The sequence below is a fragment of the Bacillus sp. 22483 genome (assembly GCF_052044605.1).
GTDB lineage: Bacteria > Bacillota > Bacilli > Bacillales > Bacillaceae > Bacillus > Bacillus altitudinis.
Genome location: NZ_JBQENU010000005.1, coordinates 128,024 through 143,498, shown reverse-complemented (window position 1 = coordinate 143,498; position 15,475 = coordinate 128,024). Strand labels below are relative to the sequence as shown.

18 protein-coding genes are annotated in these 15,475 nt (G+C 44.1%); 3 read left to right on the top strand and 15 right to left on the bottom strand.

All coding sequences use genetic code 11. The features are described from left to right. Positions 1-105 precede the first annotated feature (105 nt). The 11 genes from isdG to ACTJJQ_RS09690 form a co-directional block, all read right to left on the bottom strand. On the bottom strand, positions 106-1,227 hold the full coding sequence (gene isdG / locus ACTJJQ_RS09740; protein WP_116306471.1) for a heme oxygenase: 1,122 nt from the start codon (positions 1,225-1,227) through the stop codon (positions 106-108). A gap of 1 nt (position 1,228) precedes the next feature. Next, complete coding sequence (locus ACTJJQ_RS09735; RefSeq protein ID WP_096882038.1) at positions 1,229-2,242, bottom strand: FecCD family ABC transporter permease; 1,014 nt, start codon at positions 2,240-2,242, stop codon at positions 1,229-1,231. Then, entirely contained in the window at positions 2,239-3,177 is a 939-nt protein-coding gene (locus ACTJJQ_RS09730; protein WP_017358683.1) for an ABC transporter substrate-binding protein, read from the bottom strand. Before ACTJJQ_RS09730 ends, ACTJJQ_RS09735 begins: the two co-directional genes overlap by 4 nt. 18 nt (positions 3,178-3,195) lie before the next feature. Beyond that, the gene (gene srtB, locus ACTJJQ_RS09725) at positions 3,196-3,945 is read right to left on the bottom strand and encodes a class B sortase (protein WP_058213457.1); all 750 of its coding nucleotides are present in this window, start codon (positions 3,943-3,945) and stop codon (positions 3,196-3,198) included. Positions 3,946-3,971: 26 nt separating this feature from the next. Further along, positions 3,972-4,742, bottom strand: coding sequence for an ABC transporter ATP-binding protein (locus ACTJJQ_RS09720; RefSeq protein WP_440600152.1), 771 nt, complete (start codon positions 4,740-4,742; stop codon positions 3,972-3,974). Then, on the bottom strand, positions 4,729-5,715 hold the full coding sequence (locus ACTJJQ_RS09715; RefSeq protein WP_017368325.1) for a FecCD family ABC transporter permease: 987 nt from the start codon (positions 5,713-5,715) through the stop codon (positions 4,729-4,731). The genes ACTJJQ_RS09720 and ACTJJQ_RS09715 overlap by 14 nt, the downstream gene beginning before the upstream one ends. Positions 5,716-5,748: 33 nt before the next feature. Further along, the gene (isdE, locus tag ACTJJQ_RS09710) at positions 5,749-6,636 is read right to left on the bottom strand and encodes a heme ABC transporter substrate-binding protein IsdE (protein WP_046344771.1); all 888 of its coding nucleotides are present in this window, start codon (positions 6,634-6,636) and stop codon (positions 5,749-5,751) included. 76 nt (positions 6,637-6,712) lie between these two features. Then, positions 6,713-8,521 (bottom strand): NEAT domain-containing protein, encoded by a 1,809-nt coding sequence (locus ACTJJQ_RS09705; RefSeq protein ID WP_440600151.1) that lies wholly within the window; start codon positions 8,519-8,521, stop codon positions 6,713-6,715. A gap of 19 nt (positions 8,522-8,540) precedes the next feature. Beyond that, entirely contained in the window at positions 8,541-9,197 is a 657-nt protein-coding gene (gene isdC / locus ACTJJQ_RS09700) for a heme uptake protein IsdC (RefSeq protein ID WP_110487238.1), read from the bottom strand. 20 nt (positions 9,198-9,217) lie between these two features. Next, positions 9,218-9,676, bottom strand: coding sequence for an NEAT domain-containing protein (locus ACTJJQ_RS09695; RefSeq protein ID WP_007497924.1), 459 nt, complete (start codon positions 9,674-9,676; stop codon positions 9,218-9,220). Between the two features lie 370 nt (positions 9,677-10,046). Continuing rightward, positions 10,047-10,379, bottom strand: coding sequence for a winged helix-turn-helix transcriptional regulator (locus ACTJJQ_RS09690; RefSeq protein WP_007497926.1), 333 nt, complete (start codon positions 10,377-10,379; stop codon positions 10,047-10,049). Positions 10,380-10,557: 178 nt separating this feature from the next. Between ACTJJQ_RS09690 and ACTJJQ_RS09685 the strand changes: the two genes are divergently transcribed. The 3 genes from ACTJJQ_RS09685 to ribD are packed head-to-tail and all read left to right on the top strand — an operon-like array spanning position 10,558 to position 13,268. Beyond that, on the top strand, positions 10,558-11,451 hold the full coding sequence (locus ACTJJQ_RS09685) for a VOC family protein (RefSeq protein ID WP_426579097.1): 894 nt from the start codon (positions 10,558-10,560) through the stop codon (positions 11,449-11,451). Continuing rightward, positions 11,429-12,190 (top strand): GTP cyclohydrolase II, encoded by a 762-nt coding sequence (locus ACTJJQ_RS09680; RefSeq protein ID WP_008345606.1) that lies wholly within the window; start codon positions 11,429-11,431, stop codon positions 12,188-12,190. The genes ACTJJQ_RS09685 and ACTJJQ_RS09680 overlap by 23 nt, the downstream gene beginning before the upstream one ends. Next, the gene (gene ribD / locus ACTJJQ_RS09675) at positions 12,177-13,268 is read left to right on the top strand and encodes a bifunctional diaminohydroxyphosphoribosylaminopyrimidine deaminase/5-amino-6-(5-phosphoribosylamino)uracil reductase RibD (protein ID WP_268361254.1); all 1,092 of its coding nucleotides are present in this window, start codon (positions 12,177-12,179) and stop codon (positions 13,266-13,268) included. The genes ACTJJQ_RS09680 and ribD overlap by 14 nt, the downstream gene beginning before the upstream one ends. Positions 13,269-13,337: 69 nt before the next feature. Here ribD and ACTJJQ_RS09670 read toward each other — a convergent pair whose 3' ends face one another. The 4 genes from ACTJJQ_RS09670 to ACTJJQ_RS09655 form a co-directional block, all read right to left on the bottom strand. After that, complete coding sequence (locus ACTJJQ_RS09670) at positions 13,338-13,703, bottom strand: VOC family protein (protein ID WP_024719529.1); 366 nt, start codon at positions 13,701-13,703, stop codon at positions 13,338-13,340. Positions 13,704-13,873: 170 nt separating this feature from the next. Further along, positions 13,874-14,728 carry a polysaccharide deacetylase family protein gene (locus tag ACTJJQ_RS09665; protein ID WP_024719530.1) on the bottom strand — a complete coding sequence of 285 codons (855 nt, stop codon included), beginning with the start codon at positions 14,726-14,728 and terminating at the stop codon, positions 13,874-13,876. 65 nt (positions 14,729-14,793) lie between these two features. Further along, positions 14,794-15,123: a PTS lactose/cellobiose transporter subunit IIA gene (locus tag ACTJJQ_RS09660; protein ID WP_008345614.1), complete on the bottom strand. Its 330-nt coding sequence runs from the start codon at positions 15,121-15,123 to the stop codon at positions 14,794-14,796. A 19-nt stretch (positions 15,124-15,142) separates the two neighbouring features. After that, positions 15,143-15,466 (bottom strand): PTS sugar transporter subunit IIB, encoded by a 324-nt coding sequence (locus tag ACTJJQ_RS09655; protein WP_146270990.1) that lies wholly within the window; start codon positions 15,464-15,466, stop codon positions 15,143-15,145. Positions 15,467-15,475 lie beyond the last annotated feature (9 nt).

Below are 15,475 nucleotides of genomic sequence, written 5' to 3'. Positions count from 1 at the left end.
ATAGGATTGTGTCAGTTGTTTGAATACTTTGTCAAAAATATGTGACGGAAAGAGACCATCACAAAAAAAATAGCGCTGCTTCTTCGCTGCAGCGCTTTTGAATATTTAGGCTTTTTTCTGTAAAGCGGGTCTTGTGACTTGCACTTCATAGTACGTAATTTTGTTTTTTAACAGGCCTTCAGGTTTCGCCTTTCCATGAGCATGCGCATCACCAAATGCCTGAGATTTTGTCCAATTCACAAAATCTTCTTTTCGATTCCAGCGGGTGTGAATGGTCACTTCATCGTAATCAGTTGTCTGCTGAGTGACCCATACTTCCATTCCTAAAAAGCCTTCCATAAATTCTACTTGTCCCTGCTTGTTAAACCGTTTAACAAGGTGGTCGGCACTGCCTTTTTCTACTCTTACTTGGTTGTTTACAATAATCATGTTTGGTTCATCTCCCTTTTGTTGTTGAATGGAGGCGATTGGGATAATGAGCGGATGCTCACCGTCTAAGTGAACCTCTGCCTGAATCCCAAAAACCTCCTTGAAAAAGTCTTCTGTTAACACTTCTTTTGGTGAGCCAATTTGATGCACCTGACCTCGCTTCATAGCAATGAGACGGTCACAATATTTTGCGGCCTGCTGCAAGTCATGGAGAACCATTAAAATGGTGATGCCATGTGTTTGATTCAGCTGTTTGAGTAGCTCCAGTAATTCAAGCTGATGCGCAATGTCTAAATAAGTGGTTGGCTCATCGAGAATGATGGTTTCTGTCTTCTGAGCCAGTGCCATTGCAATATATGCCTTTTGTCTTTCTCCGCCTGACAATGTATGAAGCATTCTGTTTTCATTGGTGCGGCTATTCGTCACATCAAGCGCCCACTCAATCGCTTCATGATCTGACGTACTGCTTTTTTTCCAGATGGAACGGTGCGGACTGCGTCCAAGTGCGACAAGCTCACGTACTGTCATCGATGGAATGGCGGTTCTTGTTTGCATGAGAACCGCCACCTCCTTGGCGATCTCCTGTGCCGTCATCTCTTTTTGCGGGATGTCGTGAATGTAAATCATGCCGCTTTCGATTGAGGTCAGTCGTGCAGCCGCTTTGATAAAAGTCGACTTACCTGACCCATTCGGGCCAATGATTCCGGTTACACTCCCTTTAGGAACAGCTGCTGAAATGGAAGACAGCCGAAAGCCGCCTTGACTGAGACTCACGTCATCCATTGCAATGACATCCATCTTAACCCCTCCCTTTCTTTTTTAATAAATAGAGGAAGAAAGGTGCACCGATGCAGGCAAGCAAAATCCCTACAGGCAATTCAACCGGTGTAAACCAGACCCGTGCTGCTGTATCGGCAAAGACCACAAGCACGCCCCCTCCAAGCATTGAAATCGGCAGCAAATACCGGTAATCATCTCCGATTAAAAGACGGATAAAATGAGGTACAACAAGCCCGACAAATCCGATTAAACCACTGACACTGACAGCCGCTCCAGCTAAAAGAGCGGCCAGCGCAATGAGAAAAAATCGAGTCCGCTCTACTCGAAGGCCCAATAGCTGAGCCGATTCATCGCCAAGTAAAAGGAGATTGGACGGTTTAATGGCGAAAAAACAAAGACATAATCCAGCCAGCGCATATGGCGACACAAAGCTAAGATGATGCCAGCTCCGTCCGTTTAACCCCCCTGATAGAAAAGGCAAAACAGCCTGCACACGCTCACTATAAAGCACCATAAACCCATTCATCACCGCACCAAGCAGGGCATTGACGGCAACACCTGCCAAGATCAATTTAAGCGGGGAAACCCCTTGATCAAATGACAGCATATACACGACAAGAGCTGCTAATAAGGCGCCCAGAAAAGCAGCTGCCGGAAGCAAATACGTGAATTGCGGGAGAACAATCATGCTGAGTACAGCAGCTAACCCGCCGCCCGCAGTCACACCAATGATCCCAGGGTCAGCAAGTGGATTTCGGACAACTCCTTGTAAAATCGCACCTGATGCCGCGAGACAGGCCCCAACGAGAAAACCAATGAGCACACGCGGCAGCCGTAAATCCATGACAATTTTTTCATGAACAGGCAGACCTGATCCCGTGAACACAGCCATTAAATCCGTCAGCGACAATTGGACAGAACCTACCGCAAGTCCTAGACAGACGCCCACACATAAAGAGAAAAACAATCCTGGTAACAGCCATTTTCGTCTTGACTGCCTTTTTTGAAAATCTAGTTCTGCATTCATCTTCATGATGACAATCGCTTCAATTTCTTCTCTAATTCATCGATCGCTCTGATGACTTCTGCGCCTGGATTTGTCCCAAATAGGTCACTTGGCAGAATCTCAACGTGTCCATTTTTGACAGCTGATACATCGTGCCACGCCGCATTTTGCTTCATTTCACTCATAAAGCCTGCTTTGACATCTTCAGGATTGCTGTGTGTCATCAGCAAAATGAGATCCGGATCGGCCTCGATTACCTTTTCTGCATTGATTTGTGCATATTGCGGAAACTTTTCGAGTGCTGGTTCATTTTCAGCAATATTCGCCCCACCAGCGATCCGCAGCAGATCACCGCTTAAAGATTGCGGAAGTGCCGCCATATATGTGCCGGGCGCACCATACACAACGAGCGTCTTTACTTTTTTCTCAGGCTGCTTCACTTGCTTGATCCGCTGATCGATTTGAGCATTGAGCGCTTTGGCCTTTTGCTGCTTTCCAAGTAAATCACCAAATAAAGTAACTTGACGCTGGATATCCTTCACTGAGTTGGCACTTGTCAAAAGAAGCTGTGAACCAATTCCTTCTATAGTAGAGATATCCTTGCTGTTTAATGATTCATTCCCAAGCACCACATCGGGCTTTAAACTCGTGATCAGCTCGACATCAAATTGATGGGTTGTGCCAATTGATTGTACGGACTTTGCCTTTTGTAGATTGTCTGGCAATTCGGCAGTTGGCCGGCCGACAACCTGGCCACCTAAGGCATAAATGATGCTCATGTCGCCAGTTGACAACGAGACGATCCGTTCAGGTGATTCATGAAACGATAATGTTCTGCCGGCAAAATCCTGAATGTTGAGCGCACCTTGCTTGCTCTCATTCTCGACAGGCGCCGCCTGGCTGCATCCGCCGAGGAGAAGCACGACGACGAGTCCTGCCCAAATCACATGTAAACATTTCAACCGTCTGTCTCTCCTTTTCTAGTAAACTTTCTTTAGCTTCGCCTGTACCACGAGACGCTTGTTTTTAGGTGCCAGCACGTGATCACAGGTCGATAATGTGAGAATCAAGTCATCTGTGGATACGTCTGTTTTCGTTTGATAGATGGACTTCTTACGCACAGCTTGCAAGTAGTGCGCATATTCACCAAGATCCTGAAAATCAGTCTGAATATAATCGAAATCGACTGTCGTCTCATACACAGCAAAAATCTCTGCTTCATAGCTTTGGTACAGCGTATCGTACTGAAATGTGCGATGATCTTGGAAGAAATCTTTTTTCAAATAGTTTGTGAGACCAGCAAACATAGACCCATCCCTCATCCGGTGACCGTACACCACTGTATTGGGACTTTCATGCAAGACGTCATTACGATAATCCATAAAGATACTGCCTGCCCGTGTGTCATCCTTTACATAATTACGAGTTAAATAGAATGCATTATCGTTTGACTGAACAATTGGATACTGAATCATCGTGTCCTTCATATCAATCCAACCGACAATGTCTTGATTCACCTTTCGCAAATCATCAAATGACTGACGGATTTCTCCAGGTTTTCGCTGTTTCATTCCATCCTCGTGTGTGTAAAGTGTCTGAGCCTTTGCAAGCACCTGACGATTTTGATAATAGCCAAAGAGCTCCAAGCCAATGGCAGTACCGCTATATAGAAAAACACCTAAACAGACGATCGTCAGCATTCGCTGCCCGATCCTTTTCCCTCGTTTCACACTGTCTCACCTGCTTTTTGCACAACTTATATGCCTACAGGCACGATATACATCCCTGTTTCTGCATCCTGCTTAATTGTGACGGACACATGATAAATGTGCCGCACCATCTCTTCTGTTAACACATCATTTGGCTGTCCTTCGCAAATAATTTGTCCATCTTTCATGGCGATGATGACATCACTATAGCGAATCGCCTGATTCATATCGTGCAGGACCATCACGATGGTTAATCCATGCTCGACATTGAGCTCTCGAATGAGCTCCAGAATGTCAAATTGATAATACATATCCAAATAAGTCGTCGGTTCATCTAAGAAAAGGATCGGTGTTTTTTGCGCTAAAGCCATGGCAATCCATACACGCTGCCGTTCTCCACCTGACAATGAGGCGAGAGGCACCTTTCGCTTATCCGTCAGCTTTGTACAGGACAGTGCCCACTCAATTGCTTTCTCATCCTCTTCCTTGTCACTGCCGCGCATCGTCTGGTAGGGTGTTCTCCCAAATGCCACGACTCGTTCGATCGTTAAATCGAGCGGCGCTTCATTTTGCTGATGTACGACTGCCAGCTTTCTCGCGAGTTCCCTTGGCTTGAACGCATTCAGCTCTTGTCCATCTAAATGAATCTGTCCTTTATGTGGACAATTGTTATGTGCCATCAAAGAAAGCAGCGTGGATTTGCCCGAGCCATTTGGACCGATAATGGTCGTAATTTTCCCTTTTTCGATCTTCGTGGTGACCGATTGAACAATGTCCCTATGTCGATCATAGGAAAACGACACCTCACGAATGTCCATGCAGACGATCCCCCCTTCTTAATAAAAAGATCAGAAACGGCCCGCCAATGACAGCCATGATTGTAGAAGCAGGGATTTCATTTGGTGCCACAAGCGTTCTGCCGAGCGTATCAGCCGTCAAAATGAGCAAGGCCCCGCTTAACGCAGAAAATGGAATCAGTACCCGGTGGTCAGAGCCGACAAGCCTTCTAGAGATATGGGGAATGAGCAAGCCGACAAAGGCAATCACGCCCGCTACCGCAGCAGTCACCGCTGCTAATAACACCGCCGTGATTGAAATCAAAAGGCGCATTCTGGTCACACGCAATCCTAAGTTTTTCGCCGTCTTATCTTGAAGGGCAAGCAAGTTACACCATCTGCTAAAGAAAAGCGCAACCACAAGCCCAATGAGGCCATAGACACCGATTAAACGGACATCTCCCCACGTTTTCATCGTGAGATTCGACTGTCCCGACTGATTAATGGTGATATTGAAATAGCTGCAAATGGTCACAAACGCTTCTGCCATCCCTGTAAACATGGCATTGATGGCGATCCCCACCAAAATCATTCGAATCGGGCTTAAGCCGCCTTTCCAAGACAACACGTATACGAGGAAGCAGGCAATTGCCCCGCCTAAAACTGAAAATAAAGGAGAGTAGAAATAAAATTGAGGAAGCGCTGTAATTGCCATTAAAGAAAAGAAGCTAGCTCCCGATGAAATACCAATAACACCTGCATCTGCTAATGGATTCCTCATCACAGACTGCAAGAGGACACCGGAGACAGATAAAGCCGCCCCTGTAAACATCGCAATGAGCATGCGGGGGATTCTTAAATCTTTAATGATTTCTACCTGTGCATGTTGACCGGTCATAAGCCCTTCCAATAATTCAATCGGTGTAACATGAATGCTCCCCGTAATGGCGGAATAAATAAATACGCCGGCTAGTAAGAGACTGACTATCAGAAATAAAATCCCTGTTTTTTTCATCTTGAACGTCCTTTTATCATTAAGATTCGCCGCTTATGACGGGTACAACATACGAGTCAATTCATCTAATGCCTCTGCTGCCTTTAAGTTGCCTGTTGTCCCGAATAAGCTTTCTTCGAGGTCGTACACCCGGTCTTGTTTGACCGCATGGAAATGTTTCCAGATGTCATTTGTTTTAAATTCTTGATCAAACATTTTGACGACTTCATCCGGCATCCCATGTGCGGCTCGAAGAATGATATCTGGATTGGCTTTTTGTAAATACTCCGTATTGGATGCCAAATACTCCATTTTCTCACCTTTTACGATGTTCTTTCCTCCTGCAATACGCACAAGATCACCGATATAGGAATTCTCTGTTGCCACTAAATAACTGCCTGGTACACCAAGCAAAATGAGAACGGATGGCTTCGTCTTTCCCTTCGTTCTCTCTTGTATGTCTTTCTTTTTTTGTTCAAAATCATCCACAATGCGTTTCGCTTGTGTCTTTCTATCATATTTTTCTCCAAGCTTTGTGATGGCGTTCTCCATCTTGTCCAGGCTCTCAAGGTTAAGGTATGTCGCAGGGACAGAAGCTTGTTGAAAAGGCGTTTCTAAATCATATTGAAGGGTCGTGACAGACAGGACATCTGTCGGTTGAAGTGATTGGATGATTTCCATGTCCGGGCTCATTGGGTTACCGACTTCTGGGAGTCCTTTGTATCGAGCCGGCAAGGATTTTTGACTTGTTGGCACCCCGACAAGATCCACCTCTAGCGCATCCATGATCTCAGCAGCAGCTACAGTCGTTGCCACAATGCGGGCACTTGATGCTGCGCTTTTTTTGCCTTTCGCTGAGCTTTCAGCTGACTGTGAGCAGCCTGCTAGGAGGACGCACACACATAGAGCAGTAATCAGGGTATATAACATTCGATGCTTCAAAAAACAAAAGCCTCCTTTCGAAAAAAGAGAGTGGGTGCGCCGAGATGAATGGCACACCTCACTTAAAATAGATTCTTTATCTTGTACGAGTTTGATACTTTCTGACGAGCACGAATAGTGACCCGCCGAATAAAAGAATGTACACCCAAAGAAGTGAAGTATCTCCTGTTTTTGGGTTCAGCTGACCTGTCTCAGATTTGGTTTGGTCATCTGATGGTGTAAAGGTCATCTGCTCTGCACCCGTTTCCTCAGGGGCGAGATTCACAAGCTGGCTTGGTTGAGAATCGTGATCATTTGGATTTTTTACAAATCCGATGCTCTCATCGTCTCCGATCACCGTCGCAATTCCGCTTCCTTCACCACTTGCGATGCCTTTCGTATCATAAACAAGTTTGACATCATACTGCTCATGATAATTTGCAGCTGGAATGTCAATTTTTACGCGTGCTGCCTGATCACTGCTTAAACTTTTTGCTTCATATTGAATCACTCGTGTATCTGCTTTTTGATCAGCCTTTGCAACTAGCGTCTCTTCAAATTTACCGCCGGTTCCTACTTGGAACGACGTGATGGCTGAGCTGTTCTTCACAGTGTATGAAACGAAATGGCGGCCATTTTTCACCACCAATGTCGCAGGGCTCACGACGTAATCGTTCATGCGAGAAAGCTCATCTTTGTCTGCTTTCTTCATTGAAAAAGGAAGCTTGTACACCCCGTCTTTTAACTGAACTGTCTCTTGATTCGTTCCGCCGTTCGTTGTGTCTGGTGCTGGTTTATTTGGTTTTGGTGTTTCTGGTGTAGCCGGTGTTTCTTCCTCTATTTGGCCGTCCTTCAGTGGAACGATACTTTTTGAATCAAATTGAAAACGAATATCGTACGTTTGATCATAGTGAGCGGCTGCTACCACAATGTGTACTTTTCCGTTAACTGCTTTTTTCAGATCAGAAACTTCAAATGAAACCACTCTTGTGTTCTTTGCTTGATCTGTGCTCACGTTTTTCACTTCTTGATAAGAACCGTTTTTCTCTATTTTCAAAGAATCAACTGACGTATGGTCCTTCACCGTAAAGGAAACGGTTTGCGTTCCATTTTTAACGGTTAATGATGCTGGATGTGAGAAGTATTGGCTCATCCGAGATGCCTCATCCTCATCGCCCTTCAGCACACTGTAGTTGATACGATACACACCATCTTTTAATTGGTTCTGCGGTGAATCAACTGGTGTTGTGCCGTTGTTATTGTCTGGCGTTTCCGGCTGATCGTCTGGTGTTGTGCCGTTTTGATCATCCGGCCTTGTTTCGCTGTCACCTGGTGTCGTACCACTTTGATCATCTGGTGTTGTTTCACTGTCGCCTGGCGTCGTACCGTTTTGATCATCTGGTGTTGTTTCACTATCGTCTGGCTTCGCAGGCGTGACAAGTGTGAGACTGCTCTCGTCGAAAGCGATCTGTACGTCATACGCCTCATCATAAATAAAGCCGCCTAAGTCCCAGTAAATTTTGACCCAGCCATTTAATTTGGCTGATACATCGGCTACATCAAATTTGATCACACGCGTATTCGCTGTCTCATCTTCACTGACCGTTTCAGTGGTGACGAGAGAGCCATTTTGTTCGACCTTGAAATCTGTGATTTCTTTGCTTTGCTTCAGCGTCAAATAGGCAGTCGTCTTGCCATTTTCGATGACGAGCTTAGCTGGCTTTTCTGTATACGTATCCATCATGGATGCTTCAGTGCTGCCATTTTTTAAAATGGTGAATCCGGCCGTATATTCACCATCAACCAATGATGCCGCCTGAGCCGTTCCTTGAGGCAGCTGAAACGCAGTCAACAAACTGAATAAAACGAGCAGAATAGCTGTCTGTAGATGAAAAAGACGTTTCAAAAGATGACACTTCCTTCCGTTAATGCTTGATGATCCACTTTCTCGCTAAAAACCCGCCTGAACATAAGACAAGCACAAGGAGCCATCCCATCTGGCTTGTATCACCAGTTTGAGGATTTTCTTCTTGTTTTGTTTTGGTGGATGAATCAGTTGTTTTGGTTGTTTCTTTTGATGATTCTTGATGTTTTGCTGCACCTGCTGTTTCTTTTGAACTGTCAGAAGAAAGTGACTTGATGCTGCTTTCATCGAATTTCAGTTGGATGGTATAGTCATGATCATAATCAGCCGATTTGACTGTGACATGGATTTTTGACTTGATTGGTTTAGACAAACTCTGTGCTTGGAATTGGACAAGCCTTGTATTGGCTTTCTTATTCGTTGATAGAACCGTCGTATCGACATAGCCGCCATTTCCCGGCACTTTAAATTCCGTTACCCAGCTGCTGTTTTTAATGGTCATTTGCACAGTCAGCTTGCCATTTTTCACGATCACTTTTGCCGGCTTCAGCCAGTAATCATTTGCCATCGAAACGGCAGTTCCTTCGGCCTTCATCACAGTGTAATTGACGGAGTATGTACCATCATTTAATGAGGCAGCCTGTGCATTTGAAAAAGGCAGTATAAGTGCCAGCAGCAATGCAGCCATGAAGGCTGGCATCCTGATCCATTTTTTCATCAAATGAATTTCCTCCCTTTTTATTGAACAGTTGCTGCATCAAACTTGACGCGAATATCGTAATTGCCTGTATATCCAATGACCGGTACAGTCACACTCACTTTTGCTGGTACAACATCTGTCAGGCTGTTGACATTGAACTCTACCGTTCTCTTATTAGCAGCTGTGTTTGTACTGATCACCTTCGCATCTTTGTAGACACCTTGATCCAATGTTTTAAAGCTTGTAATCCAAGAGCTGTTCGTTAACGTGACTTGCGCTTTGATTTTTCCGTCCTTCACAACAAGCTTAGCTGGTTTTTCAAAATACGTATTTGCTGTTGACGTTGAATCACTGTCTGCTTTCCATACCACATATTGTGCTGAATATTGACCATCTGCTAAACCTGCTGCTGAGGCAGAGCTAACCGGGGCTAGAGCAAACAATAGAACAAAGCTAAAGAATAATAAGACGTGTGATGCTGAACGAAGTGATTTCATATATACCCTCCTAATTGATATTGATAATTATTCTCAATGGACAATAAAAAAAATAACCTTTATCAGCGTATGAATCACACTCATAAATGATTATGATAATCATTATCAATAGAGACCAAAAAATAAATCTTTGCTTTTGACAAGTCAAAGATGTCTGTTGCTACATGATGTAGTGATACACGGTTTAGGTAATCTGTCCCATTCATGATACCATGGCATAACCTCCCCATTCCATTACAGGGAAAAGAACCCTCTTCTCCTTGATATTATATGATGAATGAAATTATTGTCAACATCATTTTTCATACTATTGACTTAGATTTCTGGAAAATCACAAAAAAAATCGATCAGGGACACTGATCGAAATCGATTAAGAAGGGACATGTTCACCCTTTTCACTATTTTTGCGCTCTAAAGACCAAGCATACATTTCCCGTATGACTGGTTCAATTTTCTTTCCTTGTTCTGTTAGTTCATATTCAATCCGCACGGGAATGTCGGGATATACTTTTTTCTCAACAAGGCCTTCAGCTTCTAAATCTTTCAGCCTTTCTGATAATAACCGTCCGCTGATGTTCATTTCATTTTCTAGCTGACAAAAACGTTTTGGCCCTGTCAAAAGCTGATTGATGATCAGAATCACCCACTTCTTCCCTAAAATCTCCATGGCATCTGTAATTGGGCAGCCATCTACTTGAGCCATACTTTACTCCCTCCTGCTTTTCTCTACTTTTTTTCATTATAACATAATTAATTACTTGAAATAAGTCACTAACTATTATATAGTTTAGTTACTAAAAGTAACAAGGTAATCATTTTATCAATTTTCAATAAACCATTGAACATGCAGATGCATATAACATGAAGGAGATGACCGAGCTTTGAATACAATAGAGCAGGTAAGATTAGGTGTAACAGAATTACATGTGTCCAGCTTTGAGCGTTCTTTGCCTTTTTATACAGACATTTTAGGTTTTACTTTATTAGAACAGACGGATTCTACTGTCACGCTTGGCAGCAACGCAAAGGAACCAATCCTTGTGCTGAAAGAAGATGTGCAGCTGAAAGAGAAGCCGGATCATGAGCCAGGACTTTATCATTTTGCGGTTTTATTACCTACCAGAAAAAACCTGGGCACATGGCTGGCGCATGTGCTCAAAAAAGGCTATCCTTTAATTGGAGCAAGCGATCACTTTTTCAGTGAAGCCATTTATTTAAGTGATCCAGATGGCATCGGCGTTGAGATTTATGCTGATCGTCCTCAGGACATATGGGTAGGTGAGCATGGAGAAGTGAAAGGTGGCGGAAATGCTCCGCTTGATGGAGATGGTCTCCTGCAAGAAGCCGCTGATTCCACCTGGGAAGGACTCCCGGCTGGTACAGTCATGGGACACTTGCATTTCCATCTCAACCCAGAAGAAGCCGATTCCTTTTATGTGAACACGCTCGGTTTTCATATCCGAATGGCTCCCCCAGCCAGCTTATTCGTTGCTGGTGGCGTCTATCATCACCACCTTGCCTTTAATGCATGGGGACGCGGGAGAAAAGGAGCCATTGATCCACGTTTTTCAGGAATTAGAAGCTATACACTGGTTTTCCCAAAAGAAGACGATAGAACATCCGTCGTCGAACGTCTGACAAAAGCAGGCGTTCACATGAACACGACAGGAAAAAGTAACGAATTTATTGATCCATTTGGCGTTCTCGTTCGTTTACAGATTGAACAAACAGACAAAAAAGAAGGTGCAGAATATGGACAAACACACAGAGGTTAAAACAGCCATTTTAAAAGATAAAATCAAACGAGTACAGCAAGAAGACGGATTTATATATATCACTGGACCTATTAAACTGCCAGTGAATTTAGACGGTAGAACGGTCATGTTTAACTGGTATTCATGGTTAAAAGATGACGGGAAAGAACCATTATCAGATGAAGCTTTAATCGAAAGCCTTTCCTCCCGTGAGCTTGCAGATCACCAGCAATCAAGTGTCCTTGTTTACGGAGATTTCGAACATGCTGATGAAGCGCTGATCCGCATGCATTCCATCTGCCACACCGGCGATATTTTCGGAAGCAAACGCTGCGATTGCGGGTTCCAATTGAAACAGTCTATGCGGATGATTGAGGACAATGGAGCAGGCGCACTGTTTTATTTAGCCAACCATGAAGGACGCGGGATCGGTCTTTTCAGTAAAGCCATGGCCTACATCTTGCAAGAAAACGGCTACGATACAGTAGAAGCAAACGAAGCACTAGGCTTTGAAGATGATACACGTCAATATGAAGAAGCGATTGCTGTTCTTCAAACGTTGCGTACAAAGCCAGTCAGACTTATTACCAATAATCCGAAAAAGACCGATGCTATCAGTCATGCAGGCCTTTCTCTTTCTGGACGGATTCCTCTTTGGGGTGATGTCTCTGAGTTCAATGAAAAATACTTGCAGACAAAAATTAACCGCTCAGGCCATATGAAGGCGGATCAAGAGGTGCGTACGATTGCCACATCATGAGCGATATATGAAACTAGCCCTTAAAAATGCCGAAGCAATGAAAGGTCAGACATCTCCCAATCCGCTCGTCGGGGCTGTGATTGTGCGAGAAAATGAAATTGTTGGGGTCGGGGCGCATATGAAGGCCGGCGAACCACATGCAGAAATCCATGCGCTCAAAATGGCTGGAGATAAGGCAAAAGGTGCCACGATCTATGTGACACTAGAGCCTTGTTCCCACCATGGCCGCACAGGCCCATGCGCTGAAGCACTTGTGAAAGCTGGCGTCGAAACTGTTGTCGTGGCGGCACTTGATCCGAATCCGCTGGTCGCTGGCCGCGGGATTGCCATTTTACAAGACGCTGGCATACAAGTTATCACGGGCGTACTTGAACAGGAATCCATTCTGATGAATGAAGTATTTAATCACTTTATTACGAAAAAAACGCCTTTCGTGACACTCAAAGCAGGCATTACGTTAGACGGAAAAATTGCATCTGCTACGTCTGACAGCAAGTGGATTACATCAGAGACGTCCCGTTATGATGCACATCACATTCGCAGTATCAACGATGCCATCTTGGTCGGTGCGCAAACCGTCATTCACGACGATCCTTCATTAACAGCACGGATTCCAAACGGTCATCATCCAATTCGAATTGTCTTAGACTCTAAGCTGTCTATCCCGCTGACAGCAAAGGTGGTCACAGATCAAATGGCGCCAACATGGATCTTTACAACAAAACAAGCCAATGAAGAAAAACGAGCCGCTTTAGAAGCAGCTGGCGTCAGCGTCATCATGACGGATAGCGATATCCGAGTGCCCTTACAAGAAGTACTTCAAGTGCTTGGAGAAAGAAATATCTCCTCCCTGATGATTGAAGGCGGCGGACAAATCAATGCCTCATTTTTAGAACAGCAGCTTGTCGATAAACTCGTCATCTACATGGCGCCCAAGCTCATTGGCGGTCGACTCTCTCCTTCTTTTTTCGGAGGCGAAGGCATACGCCTCATGAGTGATGCAATTGAACTGGATCAACTCTCTCTTGAACCACTCGGAAAAGATATAAAGATAACGGGTTATCCTGTTTATCAATAACCTACTTTCATAAAATAAGGATGTCGAGATTTTCTCGACATCCTTATTGTTTCTCACAAGATTTATTTTCTACAGTCTCTCTAAAAATTCAATTCGATTTCCAAATGGATCATCTACATAAAACCTGATGGCTCCATCTAACGGCTGATCTTCCTTTATAAGAATATGATGTTTCATTAATGTCTCTTTTAAATTTGATAATTTTTTTACTTGAAAAGCTGGATGAGCCTTTTTCGCTGCTTGAAACTGATCTTCAATGCCAATGTGAAGCTGTTGATTGCCACACTGAAACCAAACACCGCCACGTTTTGCTAGGTGAACAGGCTTAGGTATTTCCTTCATTCCTAGAATCTCCCCAAAAAACAAACGTGCCTTCTCTTCACTCCCCTTTGGGGCAGCTAACTGGACATGATCAATTCCAAGAAAATTTGACATCTTTGCTCTCTCCCTTTTCACATCATTTAAAAAACATTATGTGTGACGATCACGTCTGAAGAATATACCTAGATGTGTACTCAAGCCCGATGATGTTGTCGATCCACAAAGCATCTCCACGAAACGTGTCGTAAAATGTTTCATGTGAAACATCTGTGATCTAATATTGATCAATTTCCCTCTATCAGCCTGCCAAAGCTTTCGGGTGAAAGTCCCGGTGAAATGCGCAGGCGGTGTAAGGACATCATGCCTTGTTCCTTTTTCGCATGTCCTGGTTCAGTGGTCACAGCCATTTCATATCCTGCTTCCTTCGCCAGCTTCAGCGTGTCTTCGTTATAGCGACCGACCGGATAGCTGACCATGATTGTTTGTTGAGAAAAACGCTGGTCAAAGAATACCTTCGATCCTTTTAATTCTTCTTCCTGCTGCTTCTGTGTTAAACGATTGAGTTCTAAATGATGAATGGTGTGACTCTCTATTGAAATACCATGCGCCATCATATCATCCATTTGAGCATCGGTTAAATGATGCGGACGGCCAATGGACTGCTCGATCATAAAAATCGTGGCTTTCATTCCATATTCTTTTAAAATCGGAAATGCCTTTGTGTAGTTATCCGTATATCCATCGTCAAATGTGATAAGAACATACTTTTCACTTGGTGTCGAATTGGTCGCGAGAACTTGATATGCCTCTTTCGGCGACAGCGTGACATAGCCGTTGTCTTTCAGCCATTTCATATGAGCCGCAAATTCGCTTTTTGGCACACGTAACGAATTACCGCTGGAAATACTGTGATACATCAAGATTGGAAGCGCAACGGGTTCCTTTTGCTGAATCCAGTTTTGTTTGTCTATCTCTGCCGCTTCAATTTGCTGCGTTTCTGTTGTTTCTTTCGTTTGTACTTGACCCTTTACCTCTTTGATGGCTTGCTGGTTTCCTTCTGTTTGCTGTTTCGTACCCATACAGCCCGAAATGAGCAGCATGACTAAACCAACTGCAAGCCACATACATGTTTTTTTCATTCACCAATCCTGCTTTCTCTTTATCTACCGAATGATTATAACAGAAATTGGTTAATAACTGATATCTATTTTGACAGGGTATTCATTTTTTTACACATTTCGATCATTTCAATGGCAAGCAGATGGATGGTCTCTGTTGTGAGCATTTGGTCTTCTGCATGTATGAGCAGTAAAGAAAAGGGAAGCTGTTCCCCTGCCGCCTCTTTTTGTATCAGCGACAAGTGCAGGTCATGGATGCTTCGAAACGCTTCCTCCCCTTTTTCAATCAACTGCTGTGCTGCTTCAAAGTCATCCGCTCTTGCTAGACGAATGGCTTCTACATAATGGCTTCGTGCCTCACCTGCATGGGCAATGATTTGAAAGGCTGCTCCCTGCATTTCCTCTAATACCGTCATCTGCTTCTCCTCCGATTGCTCAAGATTCATTTGCTAGTTTCAGTGCATGTTCTAGAATTTTTTCTCCATTCGCTGTTCCATATAATCTTACATTTACCACATCGACAGGTATATGATAAGGTGCCGCTGTTTTTTCTGCTGCCTTTCTCATAAAGCTAACTTGCGGTCCTAGCAAAATGACCTTTACATCGTTCCCATGCTCTTCTAATTCATCCGCAATGGCCCCTTCAGGTATCGCATAAATTTCATAATCCAGCCCTTTTCCTTCTGCGGCTGCCTTCATTTTAGATACCACAATCGACGTCGACATTCCTGCTGCACAAGCGAGAATGATTCGCTTCATATCCCATCA

Coding starts and splice junctions, on each gene's coding strand:
- ACTJJQ_RS09680 (WP_008345606.1), top strand. CDS start 11,429: ATGGACAAACACACAGAGGTTAAAACAGCCATTTTAAAAGATAAAATC.
- ACTJJQ_RS09695 (WP_007497924.1), bottom strand. CDS start 9,676: ATGAAATCACTTCGTTCAGCATCACACGTCTTATTATTCTTTAGCTTT.
- ACTJJQ_RS09665 (WP_024719530.1), bottom strand. CDS start 14,728: ATGAAAAAAACATGTATGTGGCTTGCAGTTGGTTTAGTCATGCTGCTC.
- ACTJJQ_RS09690 (WP_007497926.1), bottom strand. CDS start 10,379: ATGGCTCAAGTAGATGGCTGCCCAATTACAGATGCCATGGAGATTTTA.
- ACTJJQ_RS09715 (WP_017368325.1), bottom strand. CDS start 5,715: ATGAAAAAAACAGGGATTTTATTTCTGATAGTCAGTCTCTTACTAGCC.
- ACTJJQ_RS09670 (WP_024719529.1), bottom strand. CDS start 13,703: ATGTCAAATTTTCTTGGAATTGATCATGTCCAGTTAGCTGCCCCAAAG.
- isdC (WP_110487238.1), bottom strand. CDS start 9,197: ATGAAAAAATGGATCAGGATGCCAGCCTTCATGGCTGCATTGCTGCTG.
- isdG (WP_116306471.1), bottom strand. CDS start 1,227: ATGGATGTCATTGCAATGGATGACGTGAGTCTCAGTCAAGGCGGCTTT.
- ACTJJQ_RS09735 (WP_096882038.1), bottom strand. CDS start 2,242: ATGAAGATGAATGCAGAACTAGATTTTCAAAAAAGGCAGTCAAGACGA.
- ACTJJQ_RS09660 (WP_008345614.1), bottom strand. CDS start 15,123: ATGACGGTATTAGAGGAAATGCAGGGAGCAGCCTTTCAAATCATTGCC.
- ACTJJQ_RS09655 (WP_146270990.1), bottom strand. CDS start 15,466: ATGAAGCGAATCATTCTCGCTTGTGCAGCAGGAATGTCGACGTCGATT.
- ACTJJQ_RS09720 (WP_440600152.1), bottom strand. CDS start 4,742: ATGGACATTCGTGAGGTGTCGTTTTCCTATGATCGACATAGGGACATT.